Genomic DNA, 15,488 nt, shown 5'->3' on the forward strand with positions numbered 1-15,488 from the left:
CGCTGCACTGGCTGGCTGCTCACACCCCCAGCAATTCCTCCAGCACCTTCGGCTCCGCCAGCAACTCCGCCGAAGCCCCGTGCCGCACGATCTGCCCCTTCTCCATCACCACCGCCAGGTCGGTATGTGCCAGCACCTTGCGATAGTCGCGGTCCACGATCAGCGTCGCGATCCCTGTGCTGCGAATCTCACTGATCACGCGCCAAATCTCCGCCACGATCAGCGGCGCCAATCCTTCGGTCGCTTCATCGAGGATCAGCAGGCGCGGGTTGGTCATCAGCGCGCGGCCGATCGACAGCATCTGCTGCTCGCCGCCCGACAGTTGCTGCCCGCCGTGCGACAGCCGCTCGGACAGCCGCGGAAAGGTCGCCATCACGCGGTCGAAGGTCCACTCGCGCTTGCCGTCGATGCCCGCGCGCTCGCTCATCACGAGGTTCTCGCGCACCGACAGGTTCGGGAAGATGCCGCGCCCTTCGGGCACATAGCCGATGCCCAGCCGCGCCATCTTCTCGGGCGGCAGGCCGGTGACGGTGCGGCCGTCGACCTGCACTTCGCCCGAAGCGGGGCGCACATAGCCCATCACCGTGCGGATCAGCGTGGTCTTGCCCATGCCGTTGCGCCCGAGCAGGCCGACCGAGGTGGCCGCCGGAATGCCGGCGTGCACGCCGCGCAGGATGTGGCTGTTGCCGTAGTAGGTGTTGAGGTCGCGAACGAGCAGCATGTCAGTGTTTTTCCTCGCCCAGGTAGGCGGTGCGCACTTCGGGGTTCTCGCGGATCGATGCCGGGTCGCCGGTGGCGATGACGGTGCCGTTCACCATCACGGTGATGCGGTCGGCAATACGGAACACCGCGTCCATGTCGTGTTCCACCAGCAGGATGGCGTGCGTGGCCTTCAGCCGCACGAGCAGCGTGAGCATGCGGTCGGTTTCTTCGGCGCCCATGCCGGCGAGCGGCTCGTCGAGCAGCAGCACACGCGGGTGGGTGGCAAGGCACATCGCCACTTCGAGCTGGCGTTGCGCGCCGTGGCTCAGCGTGCCGGCGATGCGCAGTGCCTCGTTCGACAGGCCTGCAGCTTCCAGTGCCGCATCGGCCGATGCATTGCTGGTGGTGCAGCGTTGTGACGACTGCCAGATTGCCCACGGCTTCGCGGTGGCGGCCTGCGCGGCAAGGCGGCAGTTCTCGTGCACGCTGAACTCTGGAAAGATGGTGGTGCGCTGGTAGCTGCGGCCCACGCCGTCGCGGGCGCGGCGCGACTGCGCGCGGCCGGTGATGTCGATGCCGTCGAGCGCGATGCGGCCTTCGGAGGCCTCGATCTCGCCCGAGAGCATGTTGATGAGCGTGGACTTGCCGGCGCCGTTGGTGCCGATCACCGCGTGGACTTCGCCGACGTGCAGATCGAGCGTGACGGCGTTGACGGCGGTGAGGCCGCCGAAGCGGCGGGTGAGTTTTTCAACGGAAAGCAGTGCGTTCATGGTCTTGCTCCTTCCCCTTCCGGGGGAAGGTTGGGATGGGGGCAAGCGGCCTTGGATGCTGCGCGGTGTTGGAGGCCGCGCGCCCCCACCCAAGCCCTCCCCCGGGAGGGGAGGGAGAAAGACAGGAAGCGGGCGCAGGTCATGCCGCCCCCTTCGGCGACAGCCGCTGCACCAGCCCGATCAGCCCCTTCGGCAGCAAGGCCACGAACACGATGATCGCGATGCCCAGCGTCAGTTGCCAGTGGTCGGCCAGCGGGCCCATCACCGCATGCGTCGAGAAGATCTCCTTCAGCAGCGTGAAGGCGATCGCGCCGATCACCGCGCCGCGCAGATGGCCGAGGCCGCCCAAGATCACCATCAGCAGCACCTCGCCCGAGTTGTGCCAGGCCATCAGCTCGGGGTTGACCACGCCATCGCGCGAGGCCAGCAGAAAGCCCGCGAGCCCGGCCAGCGCACCCGCCAGCACGAAGGCCGCGAGCTTGTAACCGTACACCGCGAAGCCCGCCGCACGCATGCGCTGCTCGTTCACGCGGATGCCCGCGAGCGCCGCACCGAAGCGCGAGCGGCGAATGAGCGCCAGCAGGCCATAAGTGAACACCAGCGAGGCCAGCACCACATAGAACAGCACCGTGCGGTTCTCCAGGTCGAGCGCACCGATGGCGGGGCGCACGTACATGTAGATGCCGTCGCTGCCGCCGCCGACCTTGGTGTCGTGGAACACGAAAAAAGCCATCTGCGCAAAGGCCAGCGTCACCATGATGAAGTACACGCCGCGCGTGCGCAGGCTCAAGGCGCCGACGAACAGCGCATACAGCGCCGCCGCGCCCATGGCCAGCGGCAGCAGCAGCGCGAAGTTGCCGCCCTCGCTGCCCGAGGCCAGCACGGTGACATACGCGCCGATGCCGTAGAAGGCCGCATGGCCCAGGCTCACGAGGCCGGTCATGCCCACCAGCAGTTCGAGGCTCAACGCGAAGATCGACAAAATCATGATCTTCACGACGAAGTCGGACATGTAGTTGCCCATCAGCGGGCCCGCCACGCCGATGGCGACGGCGCAGGCCACGGGCACGAGGAATGCGCTCTTCTTCATGACCGCCTCCCCATCAGCCCTTCGGGCTTCCAGATCAGCACGATGGCCATCAGCAGGTAGATGCCGATGCCGCTCAGGTCCGCGAAGAACACCTTGCCGAAGGTGTCGACGAAGCCCACCAGCAGCGAGGCCAGCAGCGCGCCGGTGATCGAGCCGATGCCGCCGATCACCACCAGCACGAAGCAGATGATGAGCACGCTCGCACCCATGTTTGGATACACCGAGGACATGGGCGCCGCGATCATGCCGGCCAGCGCCGCGAGCGCCACCCCGGCCGCGAACACGATGCGGTACAGGCGCTTCACGTCGATGCCCAGGCCACGCACCATGTCGCGGTTGCTGGCACCGGCGCGGATCATCATGCCCAGGCGCGTGCGGTTGACCACCCAGTACAAGCCGACCGCGAGCACGATGCACGCGGCCGATGCGAACAGGCGGTACCACGGGTAGCTCATGACACTGCCCAGCGCGAAGCTGCCGTCGAGCCAGGCCGGCACCTTCACGCCGTGCACGTCGTTGCCGACCAGGATGGAGCGCAACTCCTCGAACACCAGGATGAGCCCGTAGGTCATCAGCACCTGCTGCAGGTGGTCGCGCTGGTAGAGGTAGCTGAAGAAGGCCCATTCGAGCAGGTAGCCGAAGATGGCCGCCAGCACCACGCCGGCCACCAGCATCAGCAGGAACTGGTCGCCGAACAGCGGCGCGAGCGCGAACGCCATGTACGCGCCGATCATGTAGAAGCTGCCGTGGGCAAGGTTGATGACGCCCATGATCCCGAAGATCAGCGTCAGCCCCGAGGCCACGAGGAAAAGCAAAAGCCCGTACTGAACCGAGTTCAGGCACTGGACCAGGAAGGTTCCGAAATCCACCGTGTGAGATCCCAGTTGAATGTGATTGCCGCAAGGCGGCTCGCGGCCCGTGAACTCGGTCGAGGGCAGCGAGGGAACGAGATAACGAAGGCCTCGTGGCCTCTTACATCCGGCAGCCGCGAGCGGGGTCGGCGAGACCCTTCAGCGCAATGCTCACCAGCTTGTTCTCTTTGCCTTCCACCTTGCGCAGGTAGATGTCCTGCACCGGGTTGTGCGACTTGCTCATCGTGAACGTGCCGCGCGGGCTGTCGATCTTGGCCTTCTCGATGGCGCTCGTGAACTCGGCCTTCTTCGAGATGTCGCCCTTGGTGGCGTTCAGGCCCACGCCCAGCATCTGTGCCGCGTCATAGCCCTGCACCGCGTACACGTCGGGCTGCAGCTTGAAGGCCTTGGCGTAGCCGACGCGGAAGGCGTTGTCGCGCGCGGTGTTCAGGCCGTCGGCGTAGTGCAGCGTGGTCAGCATGCCTTGCGCCGATTCGCCCTGTGCATCGAGCGTGCCGTCGGTCAGGAAGCCGGGGCCGTACAGCGGAATGGTCTTGTTCAGGCCCGCGGCCTGGTAGTCCTTGACGAACTTCACCGCGCCGCCGCCCGCGAAGAATGCGTACACCGCATCGGGCTTGGCCGCCGCGATCTCGGTCAGCAGCGCCTGGAACTCCACGTTGGGGAAGGGCAGGGTGAGCTGCTTGTCGACCTTGCCGCCGGCCTTCTCGAAGCCTTCCTTGAAGCCGTTGACCGACTCTTCGCCGGCCGCGTACTTCCAGGTGATCGTCATGATCTTCTTCTTGCCCTGCTGCTTGGCCGCCACTTCGCCCATGGCGTAGGCCGGTTGCCAGTTGCTGAACGAGCTGCGGAAGATGTTGGGCGCGCACATCGGGCCGGTCACCGCGTCGGCGCCGGCGTTCGGCACGATCAGCACGGTGCCGCTTTCCTTGGCGGCCTTGGCCATGGCCATCGCCACGCCCGAGTGCACGGTGCCGACGATCACGTCGACGTTGTCGCGCTTGATGAGCTTGTTGACGTTGTCGGTGGCCTTGGCGGGGTCGGATTCGTCGTCGACCTTGAAGTACTCGATCTCGCGGCCGGCCAGCTTGCCGCCCTGTTCGTCGACGTAGAGCTTGAAGCCGTTCTCGATGGCCACGCCCAGTGCGGTGTAGGTGCCGCTGTAGGGCAGCATCAGGCCGACCTTGAGCTTCGCCGTGCCCTGTGCGCCGGCCGCAGTGGCCAGGGCGGCGAAGGCGATCGCGGTCAGTGCGAGGCGCGCGGTGCGAACCGGGGTGAGGGTGGTCATGGTGTTTGTCTCCTGTTTTTGGTGATGAAAGAAGCGGTTGCGACGGTGACACGTTCCGGCTGATCGCGATGCGGGGAATGCCCGCATTCAGGGATTTCGAGCAGCTCGCAAGTACCACTGACGCGCGCCGCGATGCCGCGGATCTGCGCCAGCGTGCCGTACTCGTCGTCGATGCCCTGCACGGCCAGCACCGGGCAGCGGATGGTGTCGAGTTCGGCCTCGATGTTCCAGTGCCGGAAGGGCGGATGCAGCCAGATGCGGTTCCAGCCCCAGAAGGCGGAATCGGCGCTGTCGTGGTAGCGGGCCAGCTTCTTCGGCAGGTCGGTCGACAGGTACGCAGTGCGGGCAATCTCGATGTTCGCGACGGTCTTGTCTTCCACGAAGATGTGCGGTGCGAGCACCACGAGGCCTTCGACTTTTTCGGGGAAGCGCGAGGCATAGAGCAGCGCGATCGAGCCGCCGTCGCTGTGGCCGAAGAGCCAGGGCTTTTCGTCGCCGAGCTTCAGGGCGGTGAAGAGCGCGGGCAGCACTTCGTGTGCCTGGCGGTGCATGAAGTCGACGTCCCAGATCTCGTCGTCGGCGCGCGGGGTGGAGCGGCCGTAGCCGGGGCGCGAGAAGACAAGGCCGCGTGCGTTGGCGGCTTCGCAGATTTGCGCCGGGAAGTCCTTCCACATGGCGATGGAGCCGAGGCCTTCGTGGAGGAAGACGATGAGTGGGGCGTTGGTACGCTCGGGAGCGATCCATGCGCACTCGATCTGCACGGGGCGGTTGCGCCAGGTGATGGTGGCGAATTCCGGCGTGCCGTCGCTGCGGGCGCTGGCGCTCATGGGTTTTGCCCCCTCTCCCTCTGGGAGAGGGTTGGGGTGAGGGCCAGCGGCGTTGGCGAAGGCTGTGCTCGTGCGAAGGCCGATGCCCTCGCCCTAGCCCTCTCCCAGAGGGAGAGGGGACAAGAGGGAAAGCTCATGCCTGCTTCTCCCGCTCGCGCAGACGGAAGCGCTGGATCTTCCCCGTCGCCGTCTTCGGTAACTCGCTCACGAATTCGAGGAAGCGCGGGTACTTGTACGGCGCCAACCGCTCCTTCACAAAGGCCTTCAGCTCTTCCTCCGTGACCGCACCGCCATCCTTCAGCACCACAAACGCCTTGGTCTTCGTCAACCCTTCCGCATCTTCCTTGCCGATCACCGCAGCTTCCAGCACGGCCGGATGCTGCATCAGCGTTGCCTCGACCTCGAACGGTGATACGTAGATGCCGCTGACTTTCAACATGTCGTCGCTGCGGCCGGCATAGGTGAAGTACCCGTCCGCATCGCGCGTGTACTTGTCGCCGCTCTTGGTCCAGCCGCCCTGGAAGGTCTCGCGCGACTTCTCGCGGTTGGTCCAGTACATCAGCGCCGCGCTGGGGCCGCGGATGTAGAGGTCGCCGACTTCGCCATCGGGCACCGGACGGCCGTCTTCGCCGCGCAGCTCGACCTCGTAGCCGTCCACCGGCTTGCCGGTGGTGCCGTAGCGGATGTCGCCGGGGCGGTTGGAGATGAAGATGTGCAGCATCTCGGTCGAGCCGATGCCATCGATGATCTCGCAGCCGAATTGCGCCTTGAAGCGCTGCGCGATCTCGCCGGGCAGCGCCTCGCCGGCCGACGAGCACATGCGCAGCGCCACCGCATCGCGCGATGGCAGCCGGGGCGACGCAAGCATGCCCGCGAAGCCGGTCGGCGCGCCGAAGAAGACGGTGGGCTTGTGCTCGACCCAGCGACGGAAGGTGGCATCGGGTGTGGGCCGCTCGGCCATCAGCACCACGGTCGCGCCCACCGACAGCGGGAAGGTCAGCGCATTGCCCAGGCCATACGCGAAGTACATCTTGGCGGCCGAGAAGCACACGTCGTCTTCGGTCAGCGCCAGCACCGGCTTGCCATACAGCTCGGCCGTCCACCACAGGTTGGCGTGCGTGTGGACCGTGCCCTTGGGCTTGCCGGTGGAGCCGGAGGAATACAGCCAGAAGCCCGGGTCGTCGGAGGCGGTGGTCACCGGTGCGGCCAGCGGCTCGGCGGCGGCGAGCGCAGCCTCGAAGTCCTTGGCGCCCTCGGGCAGCGGGCCGGTCGGTTGCGACACGATCAGCGTGTGCACTTCATGGCCGCCGCGCGCCATCGCGTCCTGCAGCGTCGGCAGTAGCGCGCCCGACACCAGCACGGCCTGCGCGCGGCTGTGGTCGAGCATGTAGGCGTAGTCGTCGGGCGTGAGCAGCGTGTTGACGGCCACCGGCACGATGCCGGCGTAGAGGCAGCCGAGAAAGCTAACCGGCCAGTCGCTGCTGTCCAACATCAGCAGCAGCACCCGTTCTTCGCGGCGCACGCCGGCTGCCTTCAGCGCAGCAGCGAGGCGGCGCGCGCGGTCTTGGAGCTGGCCGTAGCCCAGCGTGCCGCGATCGTCGATGTAGGCGGTGCGTTCGGGGCGGCCGCGGTTGAGGGCGAACAGGTGTTCGGCGAAGTTGAATCGTGCGGGCAGGGTCATGGTCTTGTCTTCTTCGGCCGTGTCTTTGTTTGTTCTAGAGGCCGAGCGCGGCGAGCACGCCGGGGCTGGCCTGCACGGCGCTGCGCCGGTGATAGAAGTCCAGCGCGCGCAGGCCGCCGAGTTCGGCGCCGCCGCCCGCGCGGCCAGGGCCGCCGTGCATCGACATCGGCATCACGTTGCCGTGTCCGGTGTGGGCCTGCGCCACCTCGGGAGAAACCACATGCACGCGGCCGTGGCTTGGCGCGACGGCGAGCGCGGCCTGGGCCAGCGCCGCATCGTCGCTGCCATAAAGAGAGGTGACGAGCGAACCCTGGCCGCGATGCGCCAGCGCGATGCCGTGCGCGAGATCGCGGTACGGCAGCAGCGTGGCGACCGGGCCGAACACTTCCACGTCATGCACGCGCTGCGCCGCATCGGCATCGCGCGCGCCCAGCAGCACCGGGCCGATGCAGGCGGCCACCTTGGGGTCGGCGTCGATCAATGGCTTGTTGCGGCTGTCGTGCAGCACGGTGGTTTGCGTGGCCAGCGCGTCGAGGCCGTCGCGCACCGCGTTCAGTTGCGCACGGCTCACCAGCGAACCCATGCGCACGTTCTCGTTGCGCGGGTTGCCGACGGTGATGCCCGCAAGCTTGGCGCCAATGGCTTCGGCAGCTGCGTCGTACACCTCGGCCGGTACCAGGATGCGGCGGATGGCGGTGCATTTCTGGCCCGACTTGACCGTCATCTCTCGCACCACTTCGCGCACGAGCAGGTTGAAGGCCTCGCTGCCGGGCGCGGCGCCGGGCAGCAGCAGGGCGCTGTTGAGGCTGTCGGCCTCGATGTTCACGCGCACCGAGCGCTGGGCCACGGCGGCGTGCGAGCGGATCACCGCGGCTGTTTCGGCCGAGCCGGTGAACGAGACCACGTCGAAGGGCTGCAACGCATCCATCAATCCGGCCGAGCTGCCGCAAATGACGGAGAGCGCGCCGGCAGGCAGCACGCCCGCATCGACCACGTCCTTGACCATGCGCTGCGTGAGCCAGGCGGTGGCCGTGGCGGGCTTCACGATCACCGGCACGCCCGAGAGCAATGCGGGGGCGGCCTTTTCCCACAGGCCCCACGAGGGGAAGTTGAAGGCGTTGATGAACAGCGCCACGCCGTGCGTCGGCACCTGCAGGTGCTGCGACTGGAACACGGGCTCCTTGCCGAGCTTGACCGCGTCGCCATCGCGCAGCGCGTGCACGTCGCCGAGCGCATCGCCCCACTTCGCGTACTGGCCCAGCGTGAAGATCGCGCCGTCGATGTCGACGGCCGAGTCGTTCTTCACGGTGCCGGAGTTGGCGGTGGCGATCTCGTAATACGCATCGCGATTCGTCTGCAGCACTTTCACGATGGCGCCGAGCAGGCCGGCGCGTTGGCGGTAGGTAAGGGCGCGCAGCGCGCCGCCACCCTGTTCGCGCGCAAAGGCAAAGGCGGCGGGCAGATCGAGGCCGGTGGCGTCGACGCGCACGAGTTCGGTGCCGAGCACCGGATCGAACAGGGGCGTGCCGGCGCCCGATCCGCTTTGCCAGAGGCCGGCGACGTGGTTGGCGAGGCGTTCGATGGTCATGGAGTGAACTTGATCTGCCCTTCAGGCAGGAGATAGAGAACGAGCGCGCGGCCGTGCGCCACGGTCGGGCGATGCGCGGTACCGGGCCCGTAGACGCACCAGCCCGCGGGCCGGCTGTCGAACGTGGCGTCCGGGCTGTCGTCGAGCGGCATGATCAGGTCGATCTCGCCATTCGGATGCGTGTGGTGCGGGCCTGCGATGTCCTGCATGTCGACCACGTCGACCGAGAAGCGGTGCAGCGCGTCTTCGGCCTTGAAGACCCGGCCGTACTTGATGCCGCCGCCTTCGCGCTCACAGAGCCAGCCTTCGGCCACGCCGCCGATGCAGGCCTGGCGCAATTGCTCGAAGCGCGCGCTGCCAGCGCCGTGGGTGACGTTGAGCCACTGGTCGAGCGCGCCGTCCAGCGGCTTGCCGGCGATCTCGGCGGTCAGGCCGGCCATCAGCTGGTGAAATGCGGGCTTGCCGTTCGTGGCGGCGGTGGGGCTGCTGCTGTCGGACATCGTGGCGGGCTTCTTGGTGGAGGCTGGCTGGGCGAACATCCAGGGCCGTGCGAAGGGCCATGAACTTATGAACTACCTTGCAGGATCTCTGCGCGTGCAGTATCTTGCTTGTGGTCGAACAATAAGCAGCGAGACAATCAGTGTCAAGCAATATAGTGCATCTATGGTGTTTACCCTGAGCGCGCACAATCCCGGCGAAGAACGAGGAATTGCATGAATGAGCATGTAGACGCGGTGCTGGCCACCGCGCCAGAAAACGGCAACGGCAGCAACGCTGGCGCTGCCGCACCGGCCGGGGAGGCCCGCAATCCGCTGCTTGCGGCGCTGGGCGATCGCGTGCGCAACCTGCGCGCGCAGCGAGGCCTCACGCGCAAGGCGGTGGCCATTGCAGCCGACGTGTCGGAGCGGCACCTGGCCAACCTCGAGTACGGCATCGGCAACGCCTCCATCCTGGTGCTGCAGCAGGTGGCCGGCGCGCTGCATTGCTCGCTGGCCGAGCTGGTGGGCGACATCACGACCAGTTCGCCCGAGTGGCTGCTGATTCGTGAGCTGCTTGAGAACCGCAGCGAGACCGACCTGCGCCGCGTGCGCGTGGCGCTGGGTGAACTGCTGGGCACGGCCTCGGTCGATCCGGCGCGGCACCGCCGCATCGCGCTCGTGGGGTTGCGTGGCGCGGGCAAGTCGACGCTGGGGCAGATGCTGGCCGAGGACCTCGAACTGCCGTTCATCGAACTGAGCCGCGAGATCGAGAAGCTCGCCGGTTGCAGCGTTCGCGAGATTCACGACCTGTATGGCACCAACGCCTATCGCCGTTACGAGCGCCGCGCGCTCGAAGAAGCCGTGCAGATCTACAGCGAGGTGGTGATCGCCACGCCCGGCGGCATCGTCTCCGACCCGGCCACCTTCAACGAGCTGCTGGCCCACTGCACAACCGTGTGGCTGCAGGCCGCGCCCGAAGAGCACATGGGCCGGGTGGCCGCGCAGGGCGACACGCGTCCGATGGCGGCCAGCAAAGAGGCGATGGAAGACCTGCGTCGCATCCTGAATGGGCGGGCCGCCTTCTATTCAAAAGCCGATCTGTCGGTGGACACGAGCGGCAGGACGCTGGCGCAGAGCTTCCAGGCGTTGCGCGCTGCTACTCGCCAATCGATGGGTCTTCTCGACGGCTGAGTTTTTTGCGGCTCGGGGTTGAAGTCCTTCAGGGCGTCGCTCGCGCCGACACGGTGCTCTTTTTCGCGAATGTCCCCCGCTTCGCTCCTCCTTTATTTCGCGAAAAAGAGCCCCGTATCGGCGCGAGCGTTGGACAGAGCGGTCGTTGATCAGCGGTACACCAGCAGCGTGCCCATGTGCGAATGACACCAGGTGCTCCCCGCAGCGAAATAAAGGAGGAGCGAAGCGGGGGACATTCGCGGAGGGGAGCACCTGGTGCCATTCGCACTCGCCCTGAATGACCCCGCACCAAACAGCAGCCAGCGTCCAGACCTGAAAAAAAGCGCTACAGGCATTGACTTGCCTGTTTGCATGCAGCATGATGCATGTCATCGGAGCAAGAAAGTGCATTATCTTTCCTGTTCACGGTTTCCGAACACAGCCCCACAGGAGACTTCCGCATGACAGACACCACCACGCTCCAGGCGCCCCCGCGCGTCGACTACCGCACTGAACCCGGCCAATACCGCCACTGGTCCCTGAGCTTCGACGGCGCCATCGCACGCCTCGTGCTCGACATCGCGGAAGACGGCGGCATTCGCCCCGGCTACAAGCTCAAGCTCAACAGCTACGACCTGGGCGTGGACATCGAACTGAACGACGCGCTCAACCGCGTGCGCTTCGAGCACCCCGAAGTGCGCAGCGTGATCGTCACCAGCGGCAAAGACCGCATCTTCTGTTCGGGCGCCAACATCTTCATGCTCGGCGTCTCCGGCCACGCCTGGAAGGTCAACTTCTGCAAGTTCACCAACGAAACCCGCAACGGCATTGAAGACACGTCCAAATACTCGGGCCTGAAGTTCCTCGCGGCCGTGAACGGCGCCTGCGCCGGCGGCGGCTACGAACTGGCGCTGGCCTGCGACGAGATCCTGCTGGTGGACGACCGCTCCTCCGCCGTCTCGCTGCCCGAAGTGCCACTGCTCGGCGTGCTGCCCGGCACCGGCGGCCTGACCCGCGTGACCGACAAGCGCCACGTGCGCCATGACCTCGCCGACATCTTCTGCACCAGCGTCGAAGGCGTGCGCGGCCAGCGCGCGGTTGACTGGCGCCTGGTCGATGCGGTGGCCAAGCCCGCGCAGTTCGCCGCCGCCGTGCAGGACCGTGCCTCGCAACTGGCCGCCGGCAGCGACCGCCCGGCCAACGGCAAGGGCGTGGCCCTGACCCGCCTCGAACGCACCGACAGCGCCGATGGCATCAGCTATCCGCATGTCGATATTCAGATCGACCGCAGCAAGCGCACCGCCACGATCACCGTCAAGGCGCCGACCGGCACGCAGCCCGCAGACATTGCCGCCATCGAAGCCGCCGGCGCCGCATGGTGGCCGCTCGCGATGTGCCGCGAACTCGACGACGCGATCCTCAACCTGCGCACCAACGAACTCGACGTCGGCACCTGGCTGCTCAAGACCGAAGGCGATGCGGCCGCAGTGCTCGCATCCGACGCCGTGATGTTCGCCAACAAAGACCACTGGCTGGTGCGCGAAACCATCGGCGCGCTGCGCCGCACGCTGGCGCGCCTGGATGTGTCGTCGCGCAGCCTGTTCGCGCTGGTCGAAGCGGGTTCGTGCTTTGCCGGCACGCTGGCCGAGCTGGCCTTCGCCGCCGACCGCACGTACATGCTCGCGCTGCCTGATGACGCCGACCGCGCACCCAAGCTCACGCTCAACGAATTCAACTTCGGCTTCTTTCCGATGGTGAACGACCAGAGCCGCCTGCAGCGCCGCTTCTATGAAGAAGCCGCGCCGCTCGAAGCCGCCCGCGCCGCAGCCGGCAAGCCGCTCGACGCCGATGAGGCGCTGAAGCTCGGCCTTGTCACAGCCGCACCGGACGACATCGACTGGGGCGACGAGATCCGCATCGCCATCGAAGAGCGCGCCGCCATGTCGCCCGACGCGCTCACCGGGCTCGAAGCCAACCTGCGCTTCGCCAGCAAGGAGAACATGGCCACCCGCATCTTCGGCCGGCTCACCGCCTGGCAGAACTGGATCTTCAACCGCCCCAACGCCGTCGGCGAAAAGGGCGCGCTCAAGGTCTACGGCACCGGCCAGAAAGCCGGCTTCGACATGAACCGCGTTTGAGCCAACAGTCCGCACAACCCAAGGAACAGCGATGAGCACGATCAACTACGGCGAGAAGATCCCCAACAACGTCAACCTCGGCGAAGACCGCACGCTGCAGCGCGCGCTCGAAGGCTGGCAGCCCAACTTCATCAACTGGTGGGACGACGTGGGCCCCGAAGGCTCGACCAACCACGACGTGTACCTGCGCACCGCAGTGAGCGTCGACCCACAAGGCTGGGCGCAGTTCGGCCACGTGAAGATGCGCGACTACCGCTGGGGCATCTTCCTGAACCCGGGCGATGCCAACCGCGAGATTCACTTCGGCGACCACAAGGGCGAGAAGGCCTGGCAGGACGTGCCCGGCGAACACCGCGCCAACCTGCGCCGCATCATCGTGACGCAGGGCGACACCGAGCCCGCATCGGTCGAGCAGCAACGCCACCTGGGCCTGACCGCGCCGTCGATGTACGACCTGCGCAACCTGTTCCAGATCAACGTGGAAGAAGGCCGCCACCTGTGGGCCATGGTCTACCTGCTGCAAAAGCACTTCGGCCGCGACGGCCGTGAAGAAGCCGACGCGCTGCTGCAGCGCACTTCGGGCGATGAGAACAACCCGCGCATCCTGGGTGCCTTCAACGAGAAGACGCCCGACTGGCTCGCGTTCTTCATGTTCACCTACTTCACCGACCGCGACGGCAAGTTCCAGCTCGCCGCACTGGCCGAAAGCGCGTTCGATCCGCTGGCGCGCACCACGAAGTTCATGCTGACCGAAGAGGCGCACCACATGTTCGTGGGCGAGAGCGGCGTGTCGCGTGTCATCGCGCGCACCGCGCAGGTGATGAACGAGCTGAAGACCGACGACGCGCAGAAGATCCGCGCGGCAGGCTGCATCGACCTGGGCACCATCCAGCGCTATCTGAACTTCCACTACAGCGTGACCATCGACCTGTTCGGCGCCGACCAGTCGAGCAATGCCGCCATCTTCTACAGCTCGGGCCTGAAGGGCCGTTACGAAGAAGGCAAGCGCACGGACGACCACATCCTCAAGGGCCAGACCTACAAGGTGCTCGAGGTGAAGGAGGGCCAGCTCGTCGAGAAAGACGTGCCGATGCTCAACGCGCTCAACGAAGTGCTGCGCGACGACTTCATCAAGGACTCGGTGGCCGGCGTCGGCCGCTGGAACAAGGTGCTGGAAAAGGCCGGCATCCCCACCCGCCTGGTGGTTCCGCACAAGGCCTTCAACCGCCAGATCGGCGCGCTCGCCGGCATCAAGATGTCGCCCGAAGGCCGTGTGGTGAACGAGATCGAATGGGCCGCCAAGCGCGATGAATGGCTGCCGAGTTCCGAAGACTTCGCTTTCGTGGCATCGTTGATGGGCCGCGTGGTGGAACCGGGCAAGTTCGCCGGCTGGATTTCGCCGCCGGTGATGGGCATCAATCGCCAGCCGGTCGATTTCGAATACGTGCGTTTCGGCTGATCGAGGTATTTCGGTATTGCTCCTTCCCCCTCTGGGGGAAGGCTGGGATGGGGGCACAACGGCGTGACCACGACAAGCGCCGCGTGCCCCCACCCAACCCTCCCCCGAAAGGGGAGGGCTCCAGGAGAAAAAACATGGACATGGCCGTTGAAGCCGGAGTCATCAAGCAGCACCTGATCGACCCCGAGATCTGCATCCGCTGCAACACCTGCGAGGCCATCTGCCCCGTCAACGCGATCACGCACGACGACAACAACTATGTTGTGCGTGCCGACATCTGCAACGGCTGCATGGCCTGCATTTCGCCGTGCCCGACGGGCTCGATCGACAACTGGCGCACCATGCCGCTGGTGCGTGCGTACACCATCGAAGAACAGCTCACGTGGGAAGAACTGCCTGCGGAGCTGACGCCTGAGCAGCTTGAAGCCGCGGGCGTTTCCGCCGAGGCTGCGGGCGACCCGGCCGCTGCTGCGCCCGCGCTGACGCAGGCGCAAGCACAGGCCGCCATCGAGCCCGCCTTCAACTCCGCGCAGTACGGCGCCACAGTGCCACCATGGTCGGCCGCACACGCGTACACCAACCTGTTTCCGCCGAAGACCCCGACGACCGCCACCGTGGTCGGCAATTTCAACTGCACCGAGGCCGGCTTCGACAGCGAGACGCACCACATCGTGCTCGACTTCGGCGTGGTGCCGTTCCCGGTGCTCGAAGGCCAGTCCATCGGCATCGTGCCGCCGGGCGTCGACGCCATCGGCAAGCGCCACCATGCGCGCCAGTACTCGGTGGCCAGCCCGCGCAATGGCGAGCGGCCTGGCTACAACAACGTCTCGCTCACCGTGAAGCGCGTGACCGAAGACCACGAAGGCGACCCCGTGCGCGGCGTTTGCTCGAACTACGTCTGCGACCTGAAGGTCGGCGACACGGTGCACGTCGTGGGCCCCTTCGGCGCCTCGTTCCTGATGCCGAACCATCCCAAGTCGCACATCGTGATGATCTGCACCGGCACCGGCAGCGCCCCCATGCGGGCGATGACCGAATGGCGCCGGCGCCTGCGCAAGAGCGGCAAGTTCGAAGGCGGCAAGCTGATGCTGTTCTTCGGCGCGCGGACCCAGCAGGAGCTGCCGTACTTCGGCCCGCTGCAGTCGCTGCCGAAAGACTTCATCGACATCAACCTCGCGTTCTCGCGCACGCCGGGCCAGCCCAAGCGCTACGTGCAGGACCTGATGCGCGAGCGCGCCGCCGATCTGGCCGCGTTGCTGAAGGACGGCAGCAGCCACTTCTATGTGTGCGGCCTCAAGAGCATGGAAGAGGGCGTGGTGCTCGCGCTACGCGACGTGGCGAAGGACGTGGGACTTGACTGGGACACCGTGGGCGCTGCGCTGAAACGCGAAGGCCGCCTGCACCTCGAAACGTACTAAGCTGCGGCG

General features: G+C 66.5%; 13 protein-coding genes. 4 read left to right on the top strand and 9 right to left on the bottom strand.

Annotated elements, in window-relative coordinates; genetic code table 11:
• Positions 1-19: 19 nt before the first annotated feature.
• From H7F35_RS12370 to H7F35_RS12410, 9 genes are all read right to left on the bottom strand, one after another.
• Positions 20-721: an ABC transporter ATP-binding protein gene (locus H7F35_RS12370; RefSeq protein WP_187113145.1), complete on the bottom strand. Its 702-nt coding sequence runs from the start codon at positions 719-721 to the stop codon at positions 20-22.
• A gap of 1 nt (position 722) precedes the next feature.
• Positions 723-1,472, bottom strand: coding sequence for an ABC transporter ATP-binding protein (locus H7F35_RS12375; RefSeq protein WP_187113146.1), 750 nt, complete (start codon positions 1,470-1,472; stop codon positions 723-725).
• Between the two features lie 139 nt (positions 1,473-1,611).
• The gene (locus H7F35_RS12380; RefSeq protein ID WP_187113147.1) at positions 1,612-2,562 is read right to left on the bottom strand and encodes a branched-chain amino acid ABC transporter permease; all 951 of its coding nucleotides are present in this window, start codon (positions 2,560-2,562) and stop codon (positions 1,612-1,614) included.
• The gene (locus H7F35_RS12385) at positions 2,559-3,431 is read right to left on the bottom strand and encodes a branched-chain amino acid ABC transporter permease (protein WP_187113148.1); all 873 of its coding nucleotides are present in this window, start codon (positions 3,429-3,431) and stop codon (positions 2,559-2,561) included. The genes H7F35_RS12380 and H7F35_RS12385 overlap by 4 nt, the downstream gene beginning before the upstream one ends.
• Positions 3,432-3,534: 103 nt before the next feature.
• A complete protein-coding gene (locus H7F35_RS12390; protein ID WP_187113149.1) occupies positions 3,535-4,719 on the bottom strand; it encodes an ABC transporter substrate-binding protein in 1,185 nt (394 codons plus the stop codon).
• A complete protein-coding gene (locus tag H7F35_RS12395) occupies positions 4,716-5,546 on the bottom strand; it encodes an alpha/beta fold hydrolase (protein WP_187113150.1) in 831 nt (276 codons plus the stop codon). The genes H7F35_RS12390 and H7F35_RS12395 overlap by 4 nt, the downstream gene beginning before the upstream one ends.
• A gap of 133 nt (positions 5,547-5,679) precedes the next feature.
• Complete coding sequence (locus tag H7F35_RS12400; protein ID WP_187113151.1) at positions 5,680-7,227, bottom strand: benzoate-CoA ligase family protein; 1,548 nt, start codon at positions 7,225-7,227, stop codon at positions 5,680-5,682.
• 34 nt (positions 7,228-7,261) lie between these two features.
• Positions 7,262-8,815, bottom strand: coding sequence for a 3,4-dehydroadipyl-CoA semialdehyde dehydrogenase (locus H7F35_RS12405; RefSeq protein WP_187113152.1), 1,554 nt, complete (start codon positions 8,813-8,815; stop codon positions 7,262-7,264).
• The gene (locus H7F35_RS12410) at positions 8,812-9,255 is read right to left on the bottom strand and encodes a DUF4863 family protein (RefSeq protein WP_410010788.1); all 444 of its coding nucleotides are present in this window, start codon (positions 9,253-9,255) and stop codon (positions 8,812-8,814) included. Before H7F35_RS12410 ends, H7F35_RS12405 begins: the two co-directional genes overlap by 4 nt.
• A gap of 273 nt (positions 9,256-9,528) precedes the next feature.
• Between H7F35_RS12410 and H7F35_RS12415 the strand changes: the two genes are divergently transcribed.
• The 4 genes from H7F35_RS12415 to boxA all read left to right on the top strand — a co-directional run bounded on the left by H7F35_RS12415 (position 9,529) and on the right by boxA (position 15,479).
• Positions 9,529-10,485, top strand: coding sequence for a helix-turn-helix transcriptional regulator (locus H7F35_RS12415; RefSeq protein ID WP_187113153.1), 957 nt, complete (start codon positions 9,529-9,531; stop codon positions 10,483-10,485).
• A 440-nt stretch (positions 10,486-10,925) separates the two neighbouring features.
• Complete coding sequence (gene boxC / locus H7F35_RS12420) at positions 10,926-12,602, top strand: 2,3-epoxybenzoyl-CoA dihydrolase (protein ID WP_187113154.1); 1,677 nt, start codon at positions 10,926-10,928, stop codon at positions 12,600-12,602.
• A gap of 31 nt (positions 12,603-12,633) precedes the next feature.
• The gene (gene boxB / locus H7F35_RS12425; protein WP_187113155.1) at positions 12,634-14,061 is read left to right on the top strand and encodes a benzoyl-CoA 2,3-epoxidase subunit BoxB; all 1,428 of its coding nucleotides are present in this window, start codon (positions 12,634-12,636) and stop codon (positions 14,059-14,061) included.
• Between the two features lie 134 nt (positions 14,062-14,195).
• Positions 14,196-15,479, top strand: a complete 1,284-nt coding sequence (gene boxA, locus H7F35_RS12430) for a benzoyl-CoA 2,3-epoxidase subunit BoxA (RefSeq protein WP_187113156.1) — start codon at positions 14,196-14,198, stop codon at positions 15,477-15,479.
• The last annotated feature ends 9 nt before the right edge of the window (positions 15,480-15,488 follow it).

The organism is Variovorax sp. PAMC26660 (assembly GCF_014302995.1).
Taxonomy (GTDB): domain Bacteria; phylum Pseudomonadota; class Gammaproteobacteria; order Burkholderiales; family Burkholderiaceae_C; genus Variovorax.